Below are 25,512 nucleotides of genomic sequence, written 5' to 3' on the forward strand. Positions count from 1 at the left end.
TTTTTTAAGAAAAAAAGCAACTAGTTATAGTCGCTTTTAACTTTTATCTGATGATTGTTGCTTGATATACGCATCTTTCGCTTCCTGATATGCATCTCCTCGATTTTTCAGGACTGGTTTTACCCCATTAGCATGTGCGGCTCTTCCGATCATGTGGGCCGATACTGGTGCCGTTAAAAGAATAAATACAATTGCAAGTAGTAATTTACCACTCACAATGGAGTGTGCAGCGTAGAGATATAAGAACGCTGCGATTAATATAAAAGCAATGCCTAAAGTGGAGGCTTTGGTAGCAGTATGCAGCCTCGTATAAACATCTGGAAATCGCACAATCCCTATGGAGGAAGACAGGATGAAGAATGTACCTGCCAACAGGGAGATGATAACAAGAATGTTAATGATAATATTAATCAACGTCTCTATCAATGATAACACCCTTTTCTAAATATTTTGCAATGGAAAGTGTTCCAAGGAATGCAAGAATTCCAACCAATAAAATAACATCATTTAGTTTGGATGTTACCAGATAGACTGCCATGATCCCGGCTAAGGCCATAATGTTAATTCCGATTGCATCTAGCGCAACAGCACGGTCCGGTTGGGTTGGACCGACAATGACCTGATAGAGAAGCAATAGAAGTGAAATAGCTATACCTGCAAAACTGATGGTGACAGCTATGTCTAGAATATTTTCGGTGATGGATAAAACCTCCGTCATCTTGACACCTCCAGAATTGCTTTCTCAAATGTATTTTTAATTGAAGAAATGGCTTCCTCGCTGTCTTGTATGTGCATTGCATGGATAAATATTTTCGTGTTATCACGAGAAATAGCTACGGATAGGGTACCAGGCGTTAAGGAAATTAGATTTGCTAGCAACGTAATTTCCCAATTGCTTTTTACATCAATAGGCAATGCAAAAATACCTGGCTCAAAGTCCTGCTTCGGTTTGTATACAAGTTTTACAATTTCCCAGTTTGAAGATAACAATTCTTTTATAAAGAGGAGGAGCAGGGCTCCAATCTTAAAAATTCGCCTCAGATAAAAGGTATCAGGAACAAAACGGCGCAGAAGGAAAAGCAAAAGTATACCTAACAAGTAACCAGCAATAAAGCTGGGAGCAGAATACGATTCACTTAAGAACATCCATAAAAATGCGATGATTAAATTTATAACAATCTGAAATGCCATTAGTTCACTACTCCTTTAACACAGAATCAATATAAATTTGCGGATCCATCAGGTATGCAGCTATTGAGTCTGCAATAGGGTAGAAATATTCAGCTCCGACGCCCATTATGACTGAAAGAGCTAGCAAGAATACAATCGGAGCTACCATCCCTTTGGTAGATTTTTTCTCTATTGGGCCCATTGCATCTTTGTCACCCCAGAAAGCATGGATGAAAATTTTTGCAACAGAATATAGGATAAGCAGACTTGTTAAAAGTCCGATAAGGATGATAATGATATGCTCACCCTCAAACGCTCCTTGTAATAATAGAAGCTTTCCAATAAAGCCACTAAACGGTGGAATACCGGCTAGCACAAACGCTGCAATAAATAAGAGCCAACCTAGTAGGGGATAAGTATGAATAAGCCCTCCCATTTTCTTTAAGTCAGATGTACCTGCAACATAGGCGATAACACCAACAAGTAAAAATAATGCTGATTTAATAATCATATCATGTACTAAATAATAGACGGACCCACTTATAGCTGTCTCGTTCATAACTCCTATCCCAAGGAGTATAAACCCAATTGCTGGAATTATATTGTATGCAATAATTAGTTTAATATTGGAAGTTGAGAGCGCTCCGATTATACCGAAGACCATCGACAACCCTGCAAACCAGATAAAGACTTCGTGGGTTAAGTCCACTCGATGGACGAAAATTAGTGTGAAAACACGGAAGATCGAATAAATACCTACTTTTGTTAACAGGGCACCGAATAAAGCAGAAATAACTGGATTCGGAACGACATACGATTTCGGAAGCCAGTAGTAAAGGGGGAATAAAGCCGCCTTTGTAGCAAAAACAAAGAATAGTAGGATACCTACAGTTGTTAGTATTCCTTGTTGATCTGCTTCTTGAACGCGCTGCGCTATCTGTGCCATATTAACGGTCCCAACTGCACCATAAACGAAGGCCACTGCCGTAACGAAAAGCATGGAGGAAAATAAGTTAATAAGTAAGTACTTTAGTGATTCCCTTAATTGTACTTTGTCACCACCAAGTACAATAAGTGCATAAGATGCCATTAACAATACTTCAAAGAATACAAATAGGTTAAATAAATCGCCAGTAATGAAAGCCCCTGAGACACCCGTGATTAAGAAAAAGAAAAAGGGATAAAAATAGTAATTTTCTTTTTCTCCAAGTCCGGCAGAAGGGGCATAAAAAGCACAGGCAACTGCAATGATGTTCGTAGTCATCACAAGGACAGCTGCAAGGGAATCCATTACAAGGACAATACCGTACGGTGCTACCCAGTCACCTGTCTCGAGTATAATCGTACCATTCTTTAAAACTTCCCACACAATGTATCCACTTAAACCAAGCCCAATTAGAGAAAAAACTTTTGTTAAGGTACGGGAAACGTTCACTTTAGAATTGAAAAATATTAACACAATGGCTGCCACGAGTGGCAGGATGATTGGTAGAACTGCTAAATTACTCATTTGCCTTACCCCTTAATTGTTCCATATTATCTGTTTTGTTTTCCTGTGTCGTCCGGTATGCAAGTACGAGAAGCAGACTGGTCACACCAAAGCTGATTACAATGGAAGTTAAAATTAATGCTTGGGGAAGGGGGTCCGTGTAGTCGGAAACCCCTTCCGTAAGAATCGGGGGCTGCCCTGTTTTTAGCTTTCCCATTGTTAAAATGAACAAATGGGCACCATGAGATAGAAGAGCAGTTCCGATTACAATTCGTAGTAATTGTTTTTGCAGTAAATTGTAAATAGCCGTTGCAAATAATATACCTGATAAGATAAGGATGATTATTTCCATTATTCTGCCTCCTTGTTTTTCTTAAGTTTAATGAGGCTAAAGATGGCGAGTGCAGCAATACCTAGAACTGCAATCTCGAATAAGGTATCCAGTCCACGCATATCGACTAGGATAACGTTCACGACATTATCACCGCCTCCTAGTTTGTAGGAGGTTTTTAGGAAGTAATCCGAAATGGAGTCAAACCAGTTCGTGCTATAGGCAGATATACCAATTAAAGTCATCATGGCACCAAACCCAATTGCCAATACAGCATTTAAAGTTTTGGATCCACTTGAATCGTCTGTTTTTCTTAACTTCGGCAAATGGTAAAAACATAGAATAAACAATGCTACTGTAATGGTTTCTACAACAAACTGTGTAAGTGCTATATCCGGTGCTCGGTAGATAACAAATAGTAGAGCAACCCCATAACCAACCACTCCAAGTATAAGAAGAGCAGCCATATTATGTTTTGTAAATATCGTTGCGATGGCAGCCGCGACCATGATAATGACAATAGACACTTCAATAATGGTAATGTCAGCAAGGTTATTTGAGCTAATTGTAAATCCATCTGTTAGCAACATAAAGCCGGTTGTCACGATAATCATCGTAGCGAGAATCAAGGACATGTACAGCTTTAATGAACCAGTCATATATGAATTCGTAATACCTGCAGAGTAGGTATCCAGCTTGTTAACAAGACCGTCATAAACTCGGTTAAAACTTAACTTGCCAGGTAGAACTTTGTAAACGCCACTCCACTTTTTCCTTGTTAGGAACAACACGATTCCAAGAGCAACAACGATTAGAGACATATGAAGTGGAGTGAAATCCCAACCGTGCCAGAAACCAATTTTATGGTATTCTGCATTACTGTTAACCGCTTCTGCAGCATGTTGAATGAAAGGTGCATTAACCATGTTAGGAAATAACCCAATTAAAATTACACCAAGGACGAGAATAATTGGTGATAGTAACATTCCAACAGGTGCTTCATGTGGTTTCTTCGGTAATTGATTAAGCTTTTTAGGTCCTGTGAAAACACCAAAAAAGAAATACATAGAGTATACAAAGGTGAAGATACTTCCGAGAATAGCTAAATAAGGAATTAGTTCAGCTAATAAAGAAGCACTCTCCAAATCCAAGGTAGCTTCAAAGAACAATTCTTTACTATAAAAACCATTTAGGAATGGGAACGGAACACCTGCCATAGAAAATGTTCCAAATATAGCCAACGTTGCAGAGATAGGAAGAAGTGTAAACAATCCACCTAATTTCCTAATATCCCTTGTGCCTGTTTCATGATCGATAATTCCTGCGATCATGAAGAGACTTCCTTTAAATGTGGCATGGTTTAAAATATGAAAGACCGCAGCAAAGACTGCCGCTGGTGTTCCAAACCCTAGCATTGCCATGATCATACCTAGCTGACTAATGGTTGAAAATGCAAGGATTGCTTTTAGGTCTGTCTGTCTCACTGCCATGTATGAGCCCCAGCAAAGTGTTACGATTCCAACGAGGCTAACTGTAATAAAGAAACCTTCATAACCAGAGAATATTGGAGAAAACCTTGCTATCAGGAAGATTCCTGCTTTAACCATGGTAGCCGAGTGAAGATAGGCACTAACCGGAGTAGGAGCTTCCATAGCGTCTGGTAGCCAGATGTGAAATGGAAACTGAGCGGATTTAGTAAAAGCTCCAAGCAGAATTAATGCAAGAATTAATGGGAGATAATTACTTGAAAGTATGACATCTGTTTGGCTGATCATCTCTTGAATACTTGTTGAGCCTGTTATAACGGAGAGCAGAATGAAACCGCCGAACATGCTCAAACCACCAAAAATGGTAATTAGCATTGATTTTAATGCACCATATCTCGATCTTTCTTTAAAATGCCAATAACCAATTAGCAGGAATGAAGAAATTGATGTTAACTCCCAGAAAGTATATAAGACAAATACATTATCTGAAAGAACAACTCCAAACATTGCCGTCATAAAGAGCAATAAGTAAACGTAAAAATGTCCTAGTCGTTCTTTTTTATCCAAATAGAAGATAGAATAAAGGACAACAAGTGATCCTATCCCGCTTATCAATAAAACAAATAATAAGCTCAACCCATCAAGATAGAAATCCAAATTAATTCCTAGAGAAGGGATCCAATTGTAGGTTTGTCGAATAGGTGTAAAGTCTTTTCCTACAAGTCTAATAAAATACAGAAAGATAAAGAATGGCACAAAGAAAGTGAATATCCCAGTATGTATCTTATTTTTAGCCTTGCTGAGTGTGGGAATAAAACAAGCAACAAGAAGTGGTATTAAAACAGCAAATATCATCTAACGGTATTCCTCCTTATAAAATCTTAGTTGTATCTCTATGTGTAAATTCTCTGCTCTTCCATTGAGTAATTGGTTTTAATTCAAAATCTACTAGACCCTTATATTTTCTCCAAACACATTTTTAATACAAATGATGGTCTGCTGTAGGCTATGTAAGTTCCAATATTCAAGGATTAGTTTAACACAATATAAATTTAAGAAAAATAAATAACCCCTGTTATTTCGCAAAATAATAGGGGTTAACGCGTTTCTTCATATTTAAATATAAAATTTTTTAGACAGGTCTTTTTTCTGTGATTTTATGGGACAATCTCCTTCTGTGAATTTCCTCTTCAATTAAGTTTAGAAAGTCAGGGCTCAAATTTAATTCATTTGCTGTGTAATAAGATTCAATTAATAGTTCATCTGACAAATGTTCCATCAACTCAGCCCTCCTAAAGTTTGTAATTTTCCCAATTAGGTTATTAATAACTTACCACTTTATATATGGCAGGACAAGGCGAAAGTTATCTACAAACCCTTGTAGATAAGGTGTGTATAATTACTTTTTTATATCGACAAATGTTGTTACAACAACTTTTCTTATGTTAGTAAAGTTATCCACAATTGCGGATTTTAGGGATATTTGTCGAACGATTCTTGGAATATTTATAGCTATCTACAAGATTCAACACAGATATGTTTCGTTTTTATAATGAAAGGAAGACGATTTATGCAAAATTCCATGAAATTCCTCTAAAGAACTTTTTCTTTTAATTCACACTGCATTCTATGCCCAAGTGGTGAGAAGAAAATGGATCTAACTCCCAGTAATCGTCCGATCCTTTCCAATTCCTTTTTGTTCATACCCTCATAGTATTACCAAGCAAACAAAAGAAATCCCCCACAGATTGAAGTTTTAGTTTATGGAATGTTATTATAGAATGGTTTATAATGGTGATTCGTATGAAGTTCGAACTGATGATTGAGAATATGAGGTGTGAAGGTTGTTAAAAAAGTTTTTGCCGAACGAACATGTGAAAAGCGTTTTTGATATTAATCCAGAAGTTTTAAAAAGCAAAGGTATTAAAGGTATTATTACAGATCTCGACAACACGCTAGTTGCTTGGGATGTGAAGGATGCTACTCCGGAAGTAATCGAATGGTTCAAACAAATGAAAGAAAATGACATTAAAGTAACGATTATTTCAAACAATAAGCAGGAGCGAGTCAAAGTATTTTCTGAGCCATTGGAAACGCCATTCGTTTTTAGTGCTAGAAAGCCTTTGAGTAAAGCCTTTAAGTCGGTAGCAAAACAAATGGGAATGAAGAAAGAAGAAATTGTAGTGATTGGTGATCAGTTGCTAACAGATGTTTTAGGTGGGAACTTTGCTGGTTTCTATACCATTTTAGTTGTACCGATAGTTCAAACAGATGGAAAAATAACGAAGATTAACCGGAAGATTGAACGCAGAATATTACATTATATGAGGAAAAAAGGAAAAATCACCTGGGAGGAATAGGGATGGAAGAATTATATTGTCAAGGTTGTGGTGTCCTTATTCAAACGTCAGACCCACAAGCCCCTGGTTACACACCAGCATCTTCATTGGAAAAGGAGAACATACTCTGTAAACGTTGCTTTCGATTGAAGCATTATAATGAAATTCAGGACGTAGCTATTACAGACGATGATTTCTTGAAGATGGTTAGCTCGATTAGAAGTGCGAATGGGCTGGTAGTACATGTTGTAGATATATTTGATGTGCATGGCAGCCTGATTAAAAGTCTACCAAGAATTGTAGGAGATAATCCCATTGTATTGGTCGGTAATAAGGTAGATCTGCTGCCTAAATCAACAAACAAGCGAAAATTGGAACAATGGCTTCGGTCTTCGGCCAAGGATGCTGGTATTAATGTCAAGGAAGTTTGCTTAATTTCCTCAACAAAGGGATACGGTATGAAGGACCTGACTGAAGTTATTGAGGAACAACGTAAAAACCGAGATGTATATATAGTAGGGACGACTAACGTTGGGAAATCCACGTTTATAAATCGCTTGATTAAACAATCGACCGGGTATGGAGAAGTAATTACCACTTCTTATTTCCCTGGCACAACCCTTGGATTCATTGAGATTCCTCTTGATGATGAAACATCATTAATCGACACACCTGGTATTGTGAACAGGCAGCAAATGGCCCATTATGTATCTGAACAAGATTTAAAGCTTATTACACCGAACAAGGAAATTAAGCCAAGAGTGTATCAATTGAACAGTGGGCAAACTCTTTACTTTGGCGGATTGGCTAGATTGGACTTCGTAAAAGGAAAACGAACTTCCTTTGTATGTTATTTCTCTAATCAAGTTCCTATACACCGAACAAAATTAGAAAATGCAGATGAATTATATGGACAACATATTGGGGAGTTACTGTCACCACCTGATCAAAAGACATTAGAGGTTCTACCAGAACTAAAAGAGAATGCTTTCCGGCTAACAGGTGGAGAAAAGACGGATATCGTATTTCCTGGCCTGGGTTGGGTAAGTGTGATCGCAGAAGATGTAACAGTTGCGGCTCACAGTCCAAAAGAGGTTTCCGCCTCTATTAGAAAATCATTATTATAGGGGGGAGCTTATGGTATATCGTCTTGGGTTAATTGGATACCCGATTGAACATTCTCTTTCTCCATGGATTCATGAGTCCTTTATGAATCAAGTTAGAGTAAATGGTAGCTATAGACGAATAGAAATTTCGCCAGATACGAACTTTCAGGATGAGATTTCCATGCTAAAACAGGAGAATTTAAATGGCTTTAATATTACAGTCCCTTATAAGCAGAAGATTCTTCCCTTTTTAGACCAGGTCGATCCCGGAGCAGCTGATATTGGTGCTGTTAATACAGTTTGTGTTAAGGATGGGGAATGGATAGGATATAACACAGATGGCATGGGTTATTTACGTTCGCTTGTAGAAGAATATCCAGAAATAATAAAACAGGATAAAGTACATGTCTTACTACTTGGTGCAGGTGGGGCTTGTAGGGGAATCTATCATGCTTTTGTGAATGCAGGTTTTACAAACGTCGATATTGCAAATCGGACAATAGAAAAGGCAGAGGAAATTGCACTTCTTCAAGGTGGGGGAACCGTGACAGAAGTGTTCACATTAGAAGAGGCAACAAGACTCACTGGACGGTACGATCTCATTATCCAGACCTCTTCAGTGGGGATGAAACCAGAGACGGATACATCAATTATTCCATTAAACCAAATAAAAAAGGGCGCAATCGTAAGCGATATCGTTTACCAACCGATTAAGACTGCTTTTTTACAGCAGGCTGATGATCTTGGAGCGAAACTCCACTACGGGCATACCATGTTATTGTACCAAGCACAGTATTCTTTTGAAATTTGGACAGGCAAGCGCGTACCGATTGGTGAGATGGATAGGGAATTAAAAACAATATTGGAAGGATGATACGATGTTAACAGGTAAGCAGAAACGATTTTTGCGGGCTGAGGCGAATCAGCTTAAGCCTATTTTCCAAGTAGGAAAAGATGGGGTAAATGAAAACATGATAGAGCAAATAGGAGATGCACTTGAGAAGAGGGAATTACTAAAGGTAAGTATTTTACAAAATTGCCTTGAGGATAAGCATACTGTTGCGGAAAAACTAGCAGAGGGAACGGGAGCGGAAATTGCTCAAATAATTGGAAACAATATTGTGCTTTACCGCGAGTCTGAAGAGAACAAGCAGCTTTTACTTCCCTAATGAAGGGGTGTTTAAAATGAAGAAAGTAGGTATCCTAGGAGGAACGTTTGATCCTCCGCATCTCGGTCATCTCATGATTGCTGAGGAAGCGCGTGAAAAACTTGAATTAGAGGAAGTTTGGTTTATTCCTTCTTTTACTCCGCCACATAAAGCGGATCTAGGCACAACTGCAGATGATCGTATGAAGATGGTTAATTGTGCAATTAGTAATAATCCTTTTTTTAAGCTGAATACAATAGAAATAGATAGGACAGGAAAATCCTATACAATTGATACCATCAAGCGTTTAAAGGAAATACATCCTGATCATAACTTCTATTTTATTATCGGCGCAGATATGGTGGAATATTTGCCGAAATGGTATCAAATTGAAGAGTTAGTTAACTTAGTACAGTTTGTAGGAGTAAAAAGAGCAGGATCGACATTAGATACAGATTACCCTGTAATCATCGTTGATGTTCCTAGTGTTGACATTTCTTCAACAGATTTGAGGCAAAGGGTAAAATTCAATCAACAAATCACTTATCTAACCACAGAACGTGTGCAAGCGTATATTAAGGAGAATCATTTATATGGAAATTAGGAAGGCGAAGGAGCTTGTAGAGCCTCACTTAACAGAGGCAAGGTTTGACCATTCACTTCGGGTAGCAGAAACAGCGCGCTATCTAGCTGATCTCTATGGTGGTTCAAAGGAAAAGGCGGAGTTAGCAGGAATTTTACACGATTATGCTAAATATCGTCCTTTAGAAGAAATGGAACAGCAAATCAAAGCATTTAACCTGCCTAACGATTTATTGGACTTTCATTCTGAGCTATGGCATGCACCAATTGGAGCAATTTTGGTTGAAGAGGAATGTGGCCTAAAAGACGAAGATATTAAGGGTGCTATCAAATACCATACAACTGGAAGAGCCAATATGACGAAGTTAGAAAAAATTATTTTTTTGGCTGACTATATTGAACCTGGAAGAAGCTTTCCTGGCATAGAAGAAGTTAGAGAGTCCGCGAAAACAAATTTGGAGCATGCCTGCTGGCTAGCAGTTCGAAATACAATACAATATTTAATAAGAAAAAATGCTAAAATCTACCCGGATACATTCCATGCTTATAATGATTTAAGCAGTCACATAAACGGAGGTAATGAATGAATGGAAAATAAGGAAATTGTAAAATTAGCAGCAAAGGCTTGTGATGACAAGCGTGCAGAAGATATTACGGCACTTGATATGAATGAGGTGTCATTAGTTGCAGATTACTTTTTAATTTGCCATGCAAACACAGAAAGACAGGTTCAGGCAATAGCGCGAGGCATTAAAGAAGCGATGGATGAGGCAGGTGTAGCTGTTAGTCGAATTGAAGGCCTAGAACAATCCAGATGGGTACTTGTTGATTTAGGTGACGTTGTATGTCATGTGTTCCATAGAGAAGAGCGTGTTTATTATAATCTTGAAAGACTCTGGGGAGACGCAGAACGCCTTCAGTTTGATCATGAGGGCTAGATAGATGGCCTATAAACAGATGGCTAACGTATACGATCGCCTCATGGAGAGTGCACCGTATGATGCCTGGCTTGAATTTACGAAATACATCTTTAAAGAATATGGAAAATCCGTTCAAAAAATCGCTGATTTAGGTTGTGGCACTGGTGAGATAACCAAACGACTTGCGATGGAGGACTATCAGGTGGTAGGTGTTGATTATTCCTCTGATATGCTAGCATATGCGGAACAAAAGTGTAGTAATGCAGGCCTTAAAGTCCAGTGGTTAAATCAGGATCTAAAAGAATTACAAGGCCTTGGGGATTTGGATGCAGCTATAAGCTATTGTGATGTAATCAACTATATTACAGAGGAAAATGATTTAACAAGCGTCTTTCAAGGAGTGGCGGATAGCCTTAAAGAAGATGGGCTGTTCGTTTTTGATGTGCATTCCATCCATCAAGTCGAAAATAACTACGTAAACCAAACCTTTGCAGATGTACTGGAAGATGCTTCCTATATTTGGTTCTGTCATCAAGGAGAGGTACCTGGTGAAATGTTTCATGAGTTGACTTTTTTTCAGTCGCAAGAGGACGACACATATGTACGATTTGATGAAACGCATCACCAACGTACATATGAACCGAATTTTTATATAAATTTATTAAAGAGGACTGGCTTTAAAAACATAAAAGTACATGGTGATTTTCAGCAAATTGATGAATTTGACTTGGAACATGCAGAGAGAATCTTTTTTTCAGCTGAAAAAGGGAAGGATAGTTAAACTATCCTCCTCTTTTTTTGTTTGAAGGAATACGAAAGTTGGTATCGAATATAAAAGATATCCCCTAATTTTAATGAAAGGAGATGGAAAGCGTTGTTAAAAACAGTAAAAAAAGCGGGGATCTTTATTGTCGCGGCTGCTGTTATGATCCTGTTTCTGTTTCTCTCAAGAGATAATTCTACTACAGCTGATAAAACCCTCAATCAAGTGAACCCCTCCCAAACGGATGATCCTCCGGACGATACTGAAGATGCCTTTGTCGAGGATGTTTCAATCTATGTCGATATTAAAGGAGCGGTAAACAATCCTGGTGTCTTTGAAGCTAATCCAGGGGAGCGAGTCAATGATATGATACAAAGAGCTGGTGGCTTCACAAATGAAGCTGATCAAACTCAAGTAAATCTTGCACAGAAGGTACATGATGAGATGAGTATTATTGTCCCGACAACCGGAGACGTTATTGAAAATGTGTTTAATAACGAGATAGGCTCAGAAAAGGTACATCTTAATTCGGCTAGCAAAGAAGAAATTGAGACACTGAGTGGGATTGGTCCGAGTAAAGCAGAGGCGATCATTGCTTATCGAGAAGAAAATGGACTTTTTCAATCGTTGGAAGATTTACTTAACGTTTCGGGAATTGGTGAAAAAACAATCGAACAGTTAGAAGATTCTATTCAAGTGCCATAACCACTTTATCCCGATGCAACCGTCCGTAAGACTCCCACTTCCAAACATGAAGTGAAACTGTAAGTTTATAGTGGGAATAAACGGACGCTAACACCCCGATTCGTTCAACTAACAATCAGTGGGGGAAGAACAAAAACCCCCACTGATTGGAGTTTCACTTTATTGACGAACAGAAATAACGAAAGGTAAACTACTAATAGCATATTGAAAAAGGGGACTTAATAATGGAAAGAATATCGTGGGATCAGTATTTCATGGCACAAAGTCAGCTACTTGCATTGAGAAGTACCTGTACTAGATTGATGGTAGGTGCGTCCATTGTAAGAGATAAACGAATTATTGCTGGTGGCTATAATGGGAGTGTCTCCGGAAGTATCCACTGTATTGATGAAGGCTGTTATGTAGTCGATGGCCATTGCGTACGAACTGTGCATGCGGAAGCAAATGCTTTATTACAATGTGCTAAATTTGGGGTGCCAACCCAAGATGCGGATGTCTACGTGACTCATTTCCCATGCCTCCAATGTTCTAAGCAATTAATCCAAGCAGGTATTAAAACGATCTATTATAAAGAAGATTATCGAAACAATGAATATGCCATTCAGCTATTTAAAGAAGCTGGCGTTTCTGTGAAAAAGGTTGCCTTGGATTACTTAGCTGTAGATTTAAATTATCAAGAAAAACAAAACTATGTTGACGAGTTGCTTGCTATGTTGTCGGATAGTACCGATCATAAGGAATTTGAAAAACTAAAAGAGAAAGCGGATGCCTTATTTTCCGCAACAACTAGTAGGGGTTAAGCTTGAAAGGAAACTGGCATATCGTAGCGATTGCTGTCACGGTTAGTATTATCACCGTTCTGACATCGAATTATCTCTTTGTTGCCTGCTATATTATATGGCTTGGATACTTATTATTTCAAAGAAGGCTGAGGAAGGTTGCGTTACTTCTGGGGTCAGCCTTCCTTTGCTTTTTTCTCCTCTACATTCCAAAGATCCAAGATTCCCAACCTGGATTCTCAGAAACCTCGCTTCCTGAACAAAGCTTTATTGGTCAAATTAACGGGCCGATCGAAAAGAAACCAACACACATCCAATTCACCTTTGAAGATAACGCCACTAATCAACGTTTCCTCGTTATGTACTTCCAAAATGATGCTTCAGAAACATTAAACTCATCTCATTTAAAGTCTGGCGCTACTTGTGAATTTCTGGGGGTTCCAGAACGCCCTAATCCGAGTACGAATCCTGGAGAATTTAACTATCGGGACTATTTAGCTTCGAAGAAAATAACGTATCAAGTAAATTTAAACGCTTTACATGACGTTATCTGTACAGGCCAAGACTTATTTCACCGCTTTTACACCTTACGTGAAAATTTATCCACCTATATAGATAAACGAGTATCTTCAAATACGAGTGCCTGGATGAAGGGCTTAGTACTGGGAGATGATTCCGCAATCCCTGAAGATACCATTGAACTTTTTCAACGATGGAGTCTATCTCATCTTTTGGCAATTTCAGGTTTACATGTTGGTTTATTTGTGGCATTTTTGTATTTCGCCCTACTAAAACTCAATTTGCTTACAAAAGAAAAAGCACAGTGGCTTATACTATTTTTACTTCCTGCCTATGCAGTAGTAGCTGGAGGAGAGCCTTCGATTTGGCGTGCAAGCATGATGGTACTATGTTTTATCCTCTTAAGAAAATTTAAGAGAGCCTTTAGTTACACCGACGTCCTTAGTTTTGTGTTTCTACTATTTGTTTTAATCAATCCTTATATGGTTTACCATGTTGGGTTTCAACTTTCATTCCTCGTTACGCTAGGATTACTTCTCTCACAAAAATGGCTTTCTAATTCAAATTCACTGATAGAACAAGGGTTAAAGATTAGCTTTGTAGCCCAAATGATGATCCTTCCATTGTTGTTCCATCATTTCTACACTTTTCAGCCGCTCTCTCTCTTGGTCAACACGCTTGTCGTTCCATATTTCTCTGTTCTGATCATTCCCTCCATGTTCCTTTTTCTTCTCATTTCTCCTTTCCCGATTATCAATGTCTTCGATAAGTTATTTTCAATGGCGCAAAATGTACTTTTAACTTTGCTTAGGTTCTTTAACGAGCATGTTAATTATCCATGGACAATGGACGGAATGGCAATTGAGTTTGTTGCTGTCTATTACGGGTTATTTTTTGTTTTTATGTATTATGTACAAAACAAAGACAATAAAAATGCATTTATCGCCGGCTCAATTGTTGTGATTTTTGTTTCGTGCTTTGTAGCTATACCCTATTTCTCGCCGTATGGAGTGATTACAATGCTTGATATTGGGCAGGGAGATGCATATGTTGTTGAATTGCCATACCGCAAAGGAGTTTTTCTAATAGATGCGGGCGCTGGTGTATCGTTTCCTGAACGAACACCAACCAACTCGAAATATAAACAAATCATTCAGCCCTATTTAAAATCGAGAGGGGTTACCAAGCTTGATGCCATTATAATAACGCATAAGGATATTGATCATTCCGGTAGTGTCCAATATTTGGCAGAGGAGTATAAGACAGATCAGATTATAGTGAGTGATTATTATGAGATTGATCAGAGCTCAAAAGAATTATGGAACCAGAAAAATATTGCAGTTCAGCGTGTTAAACAAGGTGATCAACTTAATTTGGGAGGACAACAGCTACATGTGCTGGCACCTATGAGTGATAAAGGATCTCCAAATGAAAATTCAATCGTACTACTAGCAGAATTTGGAGGGCAATCGTGGCTATTCACAGGTGACATTGGCAGAGAGGAAGAAAAGGAGCTTATGCGTTCTTACGAGCATTTATCTATTGATGTATTAAAAGTTGCGCATCATGGTAGTAGTTCATCATCGGATGATGCATTTTTAGACCATATCGAGCCAGAAATCGGGTTGATATCAGCTGGAAGGAATAATAGGTATGGCCATCCAACTGAGGAAGTCATTGCTGGATTGGAGAATGTTGAAGCTACGGTCTTACGAACTGATAAAGATGGAGCGGTACAGTTTGTATTTACCCAAGAAGCAGGAACCTTTTATAAATTTCTACCATAGGATAACATATGACCAAAAGCGCAGCGTAAGGTTTAGAAGCAAAGCTAGCCTGATGGTGCTACTTTCATTAAAGAATGCTACGTGCTCATTTTATAACTCCAAGAAAAAAGAGACTGTATCGGAGCAGTCTCTTGGTTAATCAGCACGGCACATTGCTGACTACTTATTACTTTATTCACGTCTAACGGCCGGCTACGCTGATAATGACACCGATCGCAAAAATTAAAGTGAAGAAAATAAATGAAAAAGCAAAGCCTTTAATGGAATCAACTACATCATTGTTTTTGGATTGTACATTCTTTTCAAAATCATTCACTTTTACCCCTCCTATATCACCATTTAGTATAAATTAAAAACGTTAAAAAATCCACTTATGGCTAAATATTTGTTACAGACAATTTATACGTCTCCAATTATAGAAAGACTTAACAACCATACTTTAAGACATGATGGATACTCTATAAAGGAGAACAAATATCGTTTTGCTGATAGTTCCTAGGCCTTGAAGCAAAGCGTTTATATAGATATCGGAGGGAAATAATGAAGTTTATTTCCCTCTAAAAATTCCTTGCTATTCCACCTTTGAAGACGTACCATTATGGTATACATAGTAGTGGAGTGAGTGGAATGAGTTATCTGGAAGTCATGAAAAGTTTGAAAACAGAAGTTACTCCGGTTTATATGATTTACGGAACGGAAACATATTTTATCGAGAAACTTAAAAAGGAACTAATAAAGCAAGTGTTGGGCCAAGAGAAGGAAAATCTTTCGATATATGAATTAGATGAGACACCAATTCAAGAAGTCGTTACGGATACGGAAACCTATCCTTTTTTTGGTGGTAGGAAGTTAGTTTTTGCAAATAATCCAGTCTTTTTAAAAGCAAAGCCTGATAAATTATCCTTTGAACACGAGGTAAGTACATTAGAAAGATACCTTTCTAACCCTGTTGATTACACGGTTCTGGTGATCATAGCACCATATGAAAAAATCGATGAACGAAAGAAAGTAAGTAAGCTACTTAAAAAGCAAGCAACAGTTGCAGTATGTAACCCGGTAAAAGAGTATGAAGTCAATAAATGGATTAAAGACTTAGCTGTTCAATTTAAAGTGAGCATTGCTCCTGATGCATTGGAAATTTTTGAATCAGAGTTGTCAACAAACCTGCAGATGCTAGAGAATGAATTGACGAAGTTGGCTTTATATGTAGGGGAGAATGGGGTTATTACCAGGGAGATTGCAGAACAGTTAATTGCACATACTGCAGATAACTCATCTCTTCGTTTGGTTGATGCTGTAATAGAAGGAGATTTGTATAAGGCAATCTCTATTTCTAAGGATTTGCAGAAATTGAAAGAAGAACCAATTGCCCTAATTGGGTTGCTTAGTTTTCAGTTTCGCACCATCTTAAGAGTAAAACTGTTAAAACAGAAGGGGTATACACAGTCCCAGATGCAAAAGCAACTTGGTGTACACCCTTATGTTATTAAAATTGCCTTAAGCAGGGAGAAGAAATTTCAGCTTCATGTGTTGCAACGTATAATGGACAAGCTTGCTAATGCAGATGCAGCAATGAAAGTTGGCGGAATGGAAAAAGAGCTTACTCTGGAGCTTCTGCTCTATGATTTAGTGCAAATAAGATGATGGGCTCAGTGGGGAACTTTGGTCTAAGTAACGAACTATGTTTTGGAAAGTAAAAAAACGATCCTTAGGGGATCGTTTTTTATTTGGTCTATTAAGCACCAATTGTATTAACTTTTTTAGTCAAACGGGATTTTTGACGATCACCGTTATTTTGATGAATAATTCCTTTTTGAACAGCTTTGTCAATATGCTTAATTGTTGTTTGTAAAGCAGTTTTTGCGTTTTCCGCATCATTTGCTTCTACAAGACGTTCAACACGTTTAATCTGAGAACGCATTTCTGATTTCTGAGCGTTATTTTGCAAGCGTTTTTTGCTGCTTGTTTCTACGCGCTTCATTGCAGATTTAATATTAGCCATTATTTCACCTCCTAAAAGAACTTCAACTTACATTCCAATTCTAATGTATCCCAATCTAATTTAAGCAAAGGCATTGGCCTTCATTACTTTGTTAGTGGACAAGAGACATTTTACCAAAGGAACCGATTGTTTTCAATAGCTTTGTTGTCTTCTTCGTCAAATTGTATGTTTTAGGTGAATTTGTTCATTCTAATTACTAATGAGTTCTGAAAGGATGAGAGACATGAAGGAGCAACAAGATATCGTATTTCAAGTCCGTACAGACCTTGCTATTGAAGCAAAGGATATGTACGTGGAAAAGGATCAATCAGATGAAAGAAAGCTAACAGGGGTGACCATTAAAGAGAGAGAGCAAGACAACATAAAGATATCCTATGTTGATATAGACGAAGAGGGGGCCAAAATGCTTGGAAAGAAACCTGGTTCATACATTACCATTTATGCTGATGGCGTAAAAAAACAGGATACAGCCAGGCAGGAAGCAGCGGCTAAAATTTTGGCGAAGGAGTTAGAAGAACTAATTGCCAAAAATAATATAGGGCCCGACAGTACTGGTTTAATTGTTGGGTTAGGAAATTGGAATGTTACCCCAGATGCGCTAGGGCCGATGACAGTTGAGAAAATACTTGTGACGAGTCACTTGTTTAAGCTTCAGCAGGAAACGGTCTCTGAAGGATATCGCCCTGTTGCTGCAGTTACGCCAGGAGTGATGGGTGTAACAGGTATAGAAACGAGTGATATCATCTTTGGAATTGTAGAGAAATTAAAACCGGATTTTGTTTTAGCGATTGATGCATTAGCTTCACGCTCTATTGAAAGAGTAAACGAGACAATACAGCTATCTGATACTGGGATTCATCCAGGTTCAGGAGTGGGGAATAAAAGGAAAGAACTAAGTAAAGATACACTTGGTGTTCCGGTAATGGCAATAGGTGTTCCGACAGTAGTAGATGCCGTAACTATTACGAGTGATACAATCGATTATATTTTAAAGCATTTTGGTAGGGAATGGAATGAGAAAGACAGACCCTCTAAGGCGCTCGTACCGGCAAGTATGAACTTTGGGGCCAAAAAATTTACGGAAGAAGACCTTCCAGATGAAAAACAGAGGCAAACCTTTCTTGGTATTGTCGGCACACTGTCTGATGAAGAAAAGCGGAAATTAATTTCAGAAGTGCTGACACCGATTGGTCATAATCTGATGGTAACACCAAAAGAAGTAGATGGATTTATGATTGATATGGCAAGTGTTATTTCTAATGGCGTTAATGCTGCGCTTCATGAAAAGGTCAATGTCGACAATTTCGCTTCCTATTCGAGATAGTGAAAAATCTCTCTATTAAAGTCATTGCATTCTAAAAGAATTAGTTCTACTTCCGAAACACAGCTCATAGAGTGAACTATAGAGTTGGATTTCGGGAGGTTAGATGTATGCTGCGGAGAAATAGAGGGATACAGACTTTATATAAAAGAGGTGGGCTATATTTGCTCGGTATCATCGTACTATTTATTAGTATCGGGATACTCACCACCATAAAGCCAGCTTACCGCTTATCATCAGAAGTCATTACCAATTTGACCAGTGATATCGATAGCTCTACCTTCCTCTATCTACTTGGAATGGAAAATAGAGTCTATAGAGAAGCATATCCAGATGACAAAAGGATGCCAAATATATCTTCAGCATTATTGCAAGTTGCAACTAGTGTTAAACCAAATGATCCAAGGAGCCTCCTTGGCAATGAACTGCCTGGATTTTCGGAGTTTGACAGCCGTATTCTAATCGCTGGGGAAGGAACTAACTATACAAATTTACCGATGGAATCATCTCCTCCATTAGAGGATGTTCTAAAAGATCGTGATGCAGTAGTCAAAGAAACTGAAGAAGACGAAGAAGTGGACAAGGAGCAAAACGAGGAAACAAAAGATACGCCTACCACTGGTGATCGAGATGTGGTTTATATATATAACACGCACAACAGAGAGTCCTTTTTGCCGCACCTTCCTGGTGTGACAGATCCAAATCAGGCGAGTCACAAAGAAGTTAACATAACGATGGTAAGTGATCGTCTTGCCGAATCATTAGAGAAAAATGGTATTGGAACCAGTGTAGATGATAGTGACATTATGAGTATACTGAATGGCAAAGGCTGGGGCTTTGGAAAGTCATACGACGCTTCTCGAGAAGTGGCAGCTGAGGCGCTGGCAACAAATAAGGAGATCCAATATGTCTTTGATTTGCATCGTGATTCGATAGGAAGGGAAAAAACAACCAAAAAGTTAAATGGAGAGAATTATGCCCGAATTATGTTTGTAGTGGGATTAGAGCACCCAAATCATGAAAAGAATCTAAAAATCGCCACAGAACTTCATCACCTCATAGAGAAAAAATATCCTGGTCTAAGCCGTGGGGTAATTACGAAAGCTGGCGCAGGTGTGAATGGTATATATAATCAAGATCTTACGGAAAATGCGCTGTTAGTAGAGGTTGGTGGAGTGGAAAATAATATGGATGAGCTTTATCGATCAGCCGATGCAATTGCCGATGTTTTTAGTGAATTTTATTGGGATGCCGAAAAAGTGGATGCCAATGCGGAGGGAGAGTAATCGATGTTACGTTCAATCGTTGTCTTGTTATTGCTCGCTGTCTTTTTCCTTACGGGGATGCTATATGGCTTGAATAAGGACGAAGCAATCATCCTTGAAGAACCGAAGGCAGAACAGCTTGATGAATCAAAGGATGAGCTACCTGTTTCGGGGAATGAGAAAGAGAAAGAAGAGTCACCTGACAATTCTGCTACCTCTCTCCAAATGGAAGAACCAACAAATCTCACCCAAAAGACGGCCTCTATAATGGAGGCCGGGGTCAAAGGCTTTTATGAAGCAATTGTACAGATTATGTACCAAATATCACAGATCTTTTTTTAGGGGGGAGCAAGGATGCTTATAACATCTTTGCTTTTTTTGTTTGTACGAGGATGCTTTTCACACTTGCCTCCGTCCAATATTAGCGAGACTTTCTCAACTTAGCAAAGAAGATTTGCTATAGATTTCAGTCAGAGACTTTCTTTTCATTTTACAAGTAAAGGTGATGACGCTTTATTCCTATTTCGATATTTCTTGAATATAAGACAGGCTATTGCTATAATCAATGCTAGCCCTTATCGTTGTTAGAAGTGGAGCTTTTAAGAGGTTGCTCCATCCGAGTTATAGATTATTATTTGATAGTGAACTTAAAGGGATTCATAATCCTAATATAAAGTGAAACTTCAATTAGTGGGGGTTTTCATTCTTCTCCCACGGGTTGTTAGGTGAGCGAATCGGGGTGTTAGCGTCCGTGTACTCCCGCTAAACGGTTTTACTTCATGTTTTGAAATGGGAGTCTTACAGACGGTTGCACCGGAATAAATTACAGCGATAAATTTGGAACTATTATCTAATTTTAGATAATAGTGTGTAGGAGTGAACACCAATAATGGCAAAAAAACAGAGAAATGTCCGTAACTTTTCAATTATCGCCCATATTGACCACGGTAAATCTACGTTGGCTGATCGGATTTTGGAAAATACCAAAGCGATAACGCAACGTGAAATGAAGGATCAGTTACTGGACGCAATGGACCTTGAAAGAGAACGCGGTATTACAATTAAATTAAATGCAGTTCAGTTGGAATATACAAGCAAAAGCGGAGAAGAATTTATATTTCATCTAATTGACACTCCGGGACATGTGGATTTTACATATGAAGTTTCTAGAAGTTTGGCTGCCTGCGAAGGAGCGATCCTTGTAGTGGACGCAGCCCAAGGAATCGAAGCACAGACGTTGGCGAATGTTTATCTAGCATTAGATAATGAACTTGAAATAATTCCAGTCATTAATAAGATTGACCTCCCAAGTGCGGATCCAGACCGGGTGAAGCAGGAGTTGGAAGATGTTATCGGCATTGATCAGGATGACGTTATTCTAGCAAGCGCTAAATCAAATATTGGCATTGAAGACATTTTGGAAAGGATTACTGAAGCAGTTCCTGCGCCAGCGGGAGATGTGGAAGAACCCCTTCAAGCATTAATTTTCGATTCATTGTATGATCCGTATCGTGGGGTTGTTGCCTATGTATGTATTAAAGAAGGGTCTGTCAAAGTTGGAGACAAAATACAGATGATGGCAACCGGAAAAACATTCGAAGTGAATGAGCTAGGTGTTTTCGGACCGAAGCCTATTAGCAAAAAGGAACTTACAGTAGGAGATGTTGGTTTCCTAACAGCCTCCATTAAAAATGTTGGGGATTCTAGAGTGGGGGATACCATTACACTTGCTAATAGACCTGCTGCAGAACCATTACCAGGCTACCGCAGACTGAATCCTATGGTATTCTGTGGTCTTTATCCAGTCGATTCGAATGATTATAATGACCTTCGAGAGGCACTTGAACGACTTGAATTAAATGATTCTTCTTTACAATACGAGCCTGAAACCTCACAGGCATTAGGCTTTGGTTTCCGCTGTGGTTTTCTTGGTCTATTGCATATGGAAATTATTCAGGAACGAGTTGAAAGAGAATTTAATATTGATTTAATTACAACTGCTCCTAGTGTAATCTACGAGGTTGAGCAAACAAATGGGGAACTGATGGAGATAGATAATCCATCTTTAATGCCAGATCCTCAACAAATAAGTCAAATTCGAGAGCCATTCGTCAAGGCTACGATAATGGTACCTAATGAATATGTCGGTGCGGTTATGGAAATAACACAGAAAAAGCGCGGTCAATTTATTGATATGGAATATTTAGATGATATTCGCGTTAATGTAGTATATAACATTCCTTTATCAGAAATAGTGTATGATTTCTTTGATCAACTAAAATCTCAAACAAAAGGGTATGCATCTTTTGATTATGAGTTAATCGGTTATAGAGAATCTACCTTGGTTAAAATGGATATTCTTCTAAACGCAGAAACGATTGATGCGCTTTCCTTTATTGTTCATCGTGATTTTGCCTATGAAAGAGGAAAGCAAATTGTCGACAAATTAAAAGAACTTATTCCACGCCAGCAATTTGAGGTCCCTGTTCAAGCGGCGATTGGTAATAAAATCGTAGCCCGTTCAACTATTAAAGCAATGCGTAAAAATGTGCTAGCTAAATGTTACGGTGGGGACATTTCACGGAAACGTAAATTACTAGAGAAACAAAAAGAGGGTAAAAAACGTATGAAGATGGTAGGCTCTGTTGAAGTGCCACAGGAAGCATTTATGGCCGTCTTACAAATGAATGATGATTAATCGTAAAGGGAGGGAGAACTTGTGGGTGTTAAAGCCTGCGGGTTTCCCTTTTCCTTTTACACTGGAGGATTTACATTGAAAAACGAAATTCAATCGGTTTATATTCATATTCCGTTCTGTGAGCAGATTTGTCACTATTGTGATTTCACCAAGTTTTTCTTTAATGAAAAGCTGGCTACAGAGTATATAGAGGCGTTAGCAAATGAAATTAATACGAATGTGCCAGGTGAGAAAAACAAGATTAAAACAATCTTTATCGGCGGAGGAACCCCTACTGCATTGACTTTAACGCAGCTTACATCCCTTTTAAAAATTATTGATACAAAATTTGATGTTTCAAGTTGCGAAGAATATACGATTGAAGCAAATCCAGGTGATTTTGATGAACAAAAGATACAGCTTCTTGCAGCATATGGTGTCAATCGAATCTCTCTAGGAGTACAGGTGTTTGATGACCAAAAGTTAGAAGAACTGGGACGGCTGCATAAGATTAAAGATGTTTATCAAACTGTAGATAGATTAAAACAACATGGATTCTCAAATATAAGTCTTGATTTGATTTATGCTTTGCCGAACCAGACGGTAGACCAGTTCAAGGGATCATTAGAAGAAGCTATGTCTTTTGGACTTCCACATTTGTCTACCTATGCATTGCAAATCGAACCTAAGACAGTATTTTATCAGAAGCATAAAAAAGGGAAACTTCATCGCCCAGCACAGGAAGAAGAAGTAGACATGTACCATTTATTAAGGGAGACGACGAAAGCTTATGGGATTGAGCAATACGAAATAAGTAATTTTGCGAAACCAGGCTACGAAAGTAAGCATAATTTAACTTACTGGGGTAATGAATATTATTACGGCTTTGGGGCTGGGGCATATGGCTACCTACCAGGTAAACGATACGGGAATATCAAGCCACTTCCAGCTTATACAAAGCAAGCAATGAATGATGGGCACCCAATTCTTCATGTAGATACTATTACTAGGAAAGAAAGAATTGAAGAAGAAATGTTCCTAGGTCTTCGTAGAACAAAAGGGGTAAGTAAGAAGCATTTTCAAAATAAGTTTGGCATTGCCCCAGCAGATCTTTACAGTAAATCGATTGAGGAGCTTATTCGTAGAGATTGGTTGGCTGAAGATAAAGAATCGTTGCGTCTAACAGATGACGGTCTTCTTCTTGCAAACGAAGTATTTGAGCGTTTCTTACTTGACGATCCGGTTACGATATAAGAAATGAAGAAATCCAATCTTTTCAAAAATGTTGGTTCTTATGTGGAATTTTTAATTTGTGAGGCATGGTCGTTGACAAAAAAATTATGATTTGATAATTTAATATTAGAATTAGCACTCGCGGCAATAGAGTGCTAACAGGGGTGATCATCATGTTAACAGAAAGGCAGTTATTAATACTACAAGTCATTGTTGATGATTTCATCGAGTCAGCTCATCCTGTTGGGTCTAGAGCTATTTCAAAGAAAGAGCATATACCATTTAGTGCTGCAACAATTCGCAATGAAATGGCAGATTTAGAAGAGCAAGGCTACCTGGAAAAGACACATTCTTCCTCTGGGAGAGTCCCATCTGAAAAGGGTTATCGCTATTATGTTGATCATTTGATTTCTCCCGCGGGCCAAACTCACAAGGGAAATGTGATCAGCCATATGTTAAAGGATGGGTTTTTCGAATTTGAACAGATTGTTCAAATGTCAGCCGAAGTACTGTCTGAGTTAACCAACTATACATCCATTATTTTGGGGCCGGAACTATTCGAAACAAAGTTAAAGCAAGTACAGTTGATTACGTTATCAGCACATACAGCTGTAGCTATCCTTGTTACGAATACAGGTCATGTTGAACACAGATCGTTTTCCATTCCGGCTGAGGTAAACCCGTCAGATTTGGAAAGAATGGTAAACATCTTGAATAATCGGTTGCATGATGTACCTATTTTAAAGTTGCAAGAGATTTTCAACACAGAAATTGCAGCTATGATGAAGATGTATGTAGAGGATTTTGATCGATCCTATGATTACCTTAAAGCAGCATTTTTGTCAGATCACCCGGTCAAACTTTATATTGGTGGTAAATCCAATATTTTAAGACAGCCTGAATTTAATGATGTGGATAAAATCCGCTCTTTCTTTACCATGATGGATAAAGAAGAGGAAATAATTAGCCTGCTCAAACATACAGACCATGGTATTAATGTCTCGATCGGCAAAGAAAACGAAGTAGATGCCATTAAAGATTTCAGCTTAATTACCTCCTCCTATCAGTTAGGGGATGGCCAGCTTGGAACGATTGCATTACTAGGCCCGATGAGAATGGAATACAAGAAGGTCATTTCGCTGCTGAACATTGTATCGAATGAAATGACAGATGCTTTGTACATGTGGTATAAAAACAATGAGTAAACAGGTGAAGGCAGACCATTTTATCTACCGTACATGAAGTGGTATAGTTTAACAGGATGATTTAATAGGAGGTGGCACATAGTGGAAAGCGAAGATAAAAACGTTATAAATGATAATGAAACCGAAAATAATGAATCAGAACATATAGAAGTGATTGATTCAGAAGAAAGTATCATGGAAGAAGCAGGAAATGCAGGAAATGCAGGAGAAAGTCCGGACCCCTTACAACAAGAAGTGGACAAACTAAAGCAAGAAAAAGATGAAGTATACGGACGCTTTTTGCGATTGCAGGCTGAATTCGATAATTTTAAAAAGAGAACACAAAAAGAAAAAGAAGCTGACCGTAAGTACAAATCACAAGACTTGGTAAATGATTTGTTACCAGCGGTTGATAACTTCGAAAGAGCCCTTCAGGTAGAAAGCTCTGAAGAAAATGCGGGGCTGGTTGAGGGGATTACAATGGTTTACCGTCAACTTAAGGATGCATTGAAGTCAGCTGGTGTGGAAGAAATTGAAACAACCGGCAAGGAATTCGATCCTAATCTTCATCATGCTGTAATGCAAATTGAAGATGCTGAATTAGAAGCAAATACCGTAGTCGAAGAGCTACAAAAAGGTTATATGCTTAAAGATCGTGTTATTCGACCAGCAATGGTTAAAGTGAATAAATAAAGAGAAGCGCAG

Annotated in this window: 28 protein-coding genes; 19 read left to right on the plus strand and 9 right to left on the minus strand. The window is 38.4% G+C overall.

The features are described 5' to 3' along the window. Positions 1-36: 36 nt before the first annotated feature. The 7 genes from mnhG to BN988_RS01295 form a co-directional block, all read right to left on the minus strand. Positions 37-426 carry a monovalent cation/H(+) antiporter subunit G gene (mnhG, locus tag BN988_RS01265; RefSeq protein WP_036572443.1) on the minus strand — a complete coding sequence of 130 codons (390 nt, stop codon included), beginning with the start codon at positions 424-426 and terminating at the stop codon, positions 37-39. Continuing rightward, positions 407-718 (minus strand): Na(+)/H(+) antiporter subunit F1, encoded by a 312-nt coding sequence (locus tag BN988_RS01270; protein WP_036572444.1) that lies wholly within the window; start codon positions 716-718, stop codon positions 407-409. The genes mnhG and BN988_RS01270 overlap by 20 nt, the downstream gene beginning before the upstream one ends. Then, positions 715-1,191: a Na+/H+ antiporter subunit E gene (locus BN988_RS01275; RefSeq protein ID WP_036572447.1), complete on the minus strand. Its 477-nt coding sequence runs from the start codon at positions 1,189-1,191 to the stop codon at positions 715-717. Before BN988_RS01275 ends, BN988_RS01270 begins: the two co-directional genes overlap by 4 nt. A gap of 7 nt (positions 1,192-1,198) precedes the next feature. Next, positions 1,199-2,680: a Na+/H+ antiporter subunit D gene (locus BN988_RS01280; protein ID WP_036572449.1), complete on the minus strand. Its 1,482-nt coding sequence runs from the start codon at positions 2,678-2,680 to the stop codon at positions 1,199-1,201. Next, positions 2,673-3,011 carry a Na(+)/H(+) antiporter subunit C gene (locus BN988_RS01285; RefSeq protein WP_036572450.1) on the minus strand — a complete coding sequence of 113 codons (339 nt, stop codon included), beginning with the start codon at positions 3,009-3,011 and terminating at the stop codon, positions 2,673-2,675. The genes BN988_RS01280 and BN988_RS01285 overlap by 8 nt, the downstream gene beginning before the upstream one ends. Next, positions 3,011-5,332 (minus strand): Na+/H+ antiporter subunit A, encoded by a 2,322-nt coding sequence (locus tag BN988_RS01290; RefSeq protein ID WP_036572453.1) that lies wholly within the window; start codon positions 5,330-5,332, stop codon positions 3,011-3,013. Before BN988_RS01290 ends, BN988_RS01285 begins: the two co-directional genes overlap by 1 nt. Before the next feature lie 277 nt (positions 5,333-5,609). Then, entirely contained in the window at positions 5,610-5,756 is a 147-nt protein-coding gene (locus tag BN988_RS01295) for a sporulation histidine kinase inhibitor Sda (RefSeq protein ID WP_036572456.1), read from the minus strand. 565 nt (positions 5,757-6,321) lie between these two features. Here BN988_RS01295 and BN988_RS01300 point away from each other — a divergent pair. From BN988_RS01300 to BN988_RS01350, 11 genes are all read left to right on the plus strand, one after another. Then, positions 6,322-6,837 carry a YqeG family HAD IIIA-type phosphatase gene (locus BN988_RS01300; RefSeq protein WP_036572458.1) on the plus strand — a complete coding sequence of 172 codons (516 nt, stop codon included), beginning with the start codon at positions 6,322-6,324 and terminating at the stop codon, positions 6,835-6,837. Positions 6,838-6,839: 2 nt separating this feature from the next. After that, on the plus strand, positions 6,840-7,943 hold the full coding sequence (yqeH, locus tag BN988_RS01305; RefSeq protein ID WP_036572461.1) for a ribosome biogenesis GTPase YqeH: 1,104 nt from the start codon (positions 6,840-6,842) through the stop codon (positions 7,941-7,943). A gap of 10 nt (positions 7,944-7,953) precedes the next feature. Then, positions 7,954-8,796 (plus strand): shikimate dehydrogenase, encoded by an 843-nt coding sequence (gene aroE, locus BN988_RS01310; protein WP_036572463.1) that lies wholly within the window; start codon positions 7,954-7,956, stop codon positions 8,794-8,796. A gap of 4 nt (positions 8,797-8,800) precedes the next feature. Continuing rightward, complete coding sequence (gene yhbY, locus BN988_RS01315; protein WP_036572466.1) at positions 8,801-9,091, plus strand: ribosome assembly RNA-binding protein YhbY; 291 nt, start codon at positions 8,801-8,803, stop codon at positions 9,089-9,091. 16 nt (positions 9,092-9,107) lie between these two features. Further along, positions 9,108-9,674: a nicotinate-nucleotide adenylyltransferase gene (locus tag BN988_RS01320; protein ID WP_036572469.1), complete on the plus strand. Its 567-nt coding sequence runs from the start codon at positions 9,108-9,110 to the stop codon at positions 9,672-9,674. Beyond that, a complete protein-coding gene (gene yqeK / locus BN988_RS01325) occupies positions 9,664-10,239 on the plus strand; it encodes a bis(5'-nucleosyl)-tetraphosphatase (symmetrical) YqeK (protein WP_036572471.1) in 576 nt (191 codons plus the stop codon). The genes BN988_RS01320 and yqeK overlap by 11 nt, the downstream gene beginning before the upstream one ends. Then, positions 10,240-10,590, plus strand: coding sequence for a ribosome silencing factor (rsfS, locus tag BN988_RS01330; protein ID WP_036572473.1), 351 nt, complete (start codon positions 10,240-10,242; stop codon positions 10,588-10,590). It abuts the gene before it with no gap. 4 nt (positions 10,591-10,594) lie between these two features. Then, positions 10,595-11,353: a class I SAM-dependent DNA methyltransferase gene (locus tag BN988_RS01335; RefSeq protein WP_036572476.1), complete on the plus strand. Its 759-nt coding sequence runs from the start codon at positions 10,595-10,597 to the stop codon at positions 11,351-11,353. Between the two features lie 93 nt (positions 11,354-11,446). Then, entirely contained in the window at positions 11,447-12,040 is a 594-nt protein-coding gene (locus BN988_RS01340; protein ID WP_036572478.1) for a helix-hairpin-helix domain-containing protein, read from the plus strand. A 224-nt stretch (positions 12,041-12,264) separates the two neighbouring features. Continuing rightward, entirely contained in the window at positions 12,265-12,840 is a 576-nt protein-coding gene (locus BN988_RS01345; protein WP_036572480.1) for a ComE operon protein 2, read from the plus strand. 2 nt (positions 12,841-12,842) lie between these two features. Continuing rightward, positions 12,843-15,125 carry a DNA internalization-related competence protein ComEC/Rec2 gene (locus BN988_RS01350; protein ID WP_036572482.1) on the plus strand — a complete coding sequence of 761 codons (2,283 nt, stop codon included), beginning with the start codon at positions 12,843-12,845 and terminating at the stop codon, positions 15,123-15,125. A gap of 181 nt (positions 15,126-15,306) precedes the next feature. On the opposite strand, the gene BN988_RS18490 is transcribed toward BN988_RS01350, so the two are convergent. Next, positions 15,307-15,441, minus strand: coding sequence for a YqzM family protein (locus tag BN988_RS18490; RefSeq protein ID WP_036572483.1), 135 nt, complete (start codon positions 15,439-15,441; stop codon positions 15,307-15,309). Between the two features lie 311 nt (positions 15,442-15,752). Between BN988_RS18490 and holA the strand changes: the two genes are divergently transcribed. Continuing rightward, on the plus strand, positions 15,753-16,769 hold the full coding sequence (gene holA, locus BN988_RS01360; protein ID WP_036572485.1) for a DNA polymerase III subunit delta: 1,017 nt from the start codon (positions 15,753-15,755) through the stop codon (positions 16,767-16,769). Positions 16,770-16,860: 91 nt separating this feature from the next. Here the strand turns inward: holA and rpsT are convergent, their stop codons facing one another. Next, positions 16,861-17,127, minus strand: a complete 267-nt coding sequence (gene rpsT, locus BN988_RS01365) for a 30S ribosomal protein S20 (protein WP_036572487.1) — start codon at positions 17,125-17,127, stop codon at positions 16,861-16,863. Between the two features lie 223 nt (positions 17,128-17,350). Between rpsT and gpr the strand changes: the two genes are divergently transcribed. The 7 genes from gpr to grpE all read left to right on the plus strand — a co-directional run bounded on the left by gpr (position 17,351) and on the right by grpE (position 25,500). Then, positions 17,351-18,451: a GPR endopeptidase gene (gpr, locus tag BN988_RS01370; RefSeq protein ID WP_036572488.1), complete on the plus strand. Its 1,101-nt coding sequence runs from the start codon at positions 17,351-17,353 to the stop codon at positions 18,449-18,451. 107 nt (positions 18,452-18,558) lie between these two features. Next, entirely contained in the window at positions 18,559-19,734 is a 1,176-nt protein-coding gene (spoIIP, locus tag BN988_RS01375; protein ID WP_036572490.1) for a stage II sporulation protein P, read from the plus strand. A gap of 3 nt (positions 19,735-19,737) precedes the next feature. Beyond that, on the plus strand, positions 19,738-20,055 hold the full coding sequence (locus BN988_RS01380) for a hypothetical protein (protein WP_036572491.1): 318 nt from the start codon (positions 19,738-19,740) through the stop codon (positions 20,053-20,055). Positions 20,056-20,602: 547 nt separating this feature from the next. Continuing rightward, positions 20,603-22,411: a translation elongation factor 4 gene (gene lepA, locus BN988_RS01385; protein ID WP_036572493.1), complete on the plus strand. Its 1,809-nt coding sequence runs from the start codon at positions 20,603-20,605 to the stop codon at positions 22,409-22,411. Positions 22,412-22,486: 75 nt separating this feature from the next. Continuing rightward, positions 22,487-23,644 carry a radical SAM family heme chaperone HemW gene (hemW, locus tag BN988_RS01390; protein ID WP_036576263.1) on the plus strand — a complete coding sequence of 386 codons (1,158 nt, stop codon included), beginning with the start codon at positions 22,487-22,489 and terminating at the stop codon, positions 23,642-23,644. A gap of 152 nt (positions 23,645-23,796) precedes the next feature. Next, positions 23,797-24,828 carry a heat-inducible transcriptional repressor HrcA gene (gene hrcA / locus BN988_RS01395; protein WP_036572495.1) on the plus strand — a complete coding sequence of 344 codons (1,032 nt, stop codon included), beginning with the start codon at positions 23,797-23,799 and terminating at the stop codon, positions 24,826-24,828. Positions 24,829-24,909: 81 nt separating this feature from the next. After that, the gene (gene grpE, locus BN988_RS01400; protein WP_036572497.1) at positions 24,910-25,500 is read left to right on the plus strand and encodes a nucleotide exchange factor GrpE; all 591 of its coding nucleotides are present in this window, start codon (positions 24,910-24,912) and stop codon (positions 25,498-25,500) included. Positions 25,501-25,512: the final 12 nt, after the last annotated feature.

It is taken from the genome of Oceanobacillus picturae (assembly GCF_000612865.1).
Lineage (GTDB): Bacteria > Bacillota > Bacilli > Bacillales > Amphibacillaceae > Oceanobacillus_B > Oceanobacillus_B jordanicus.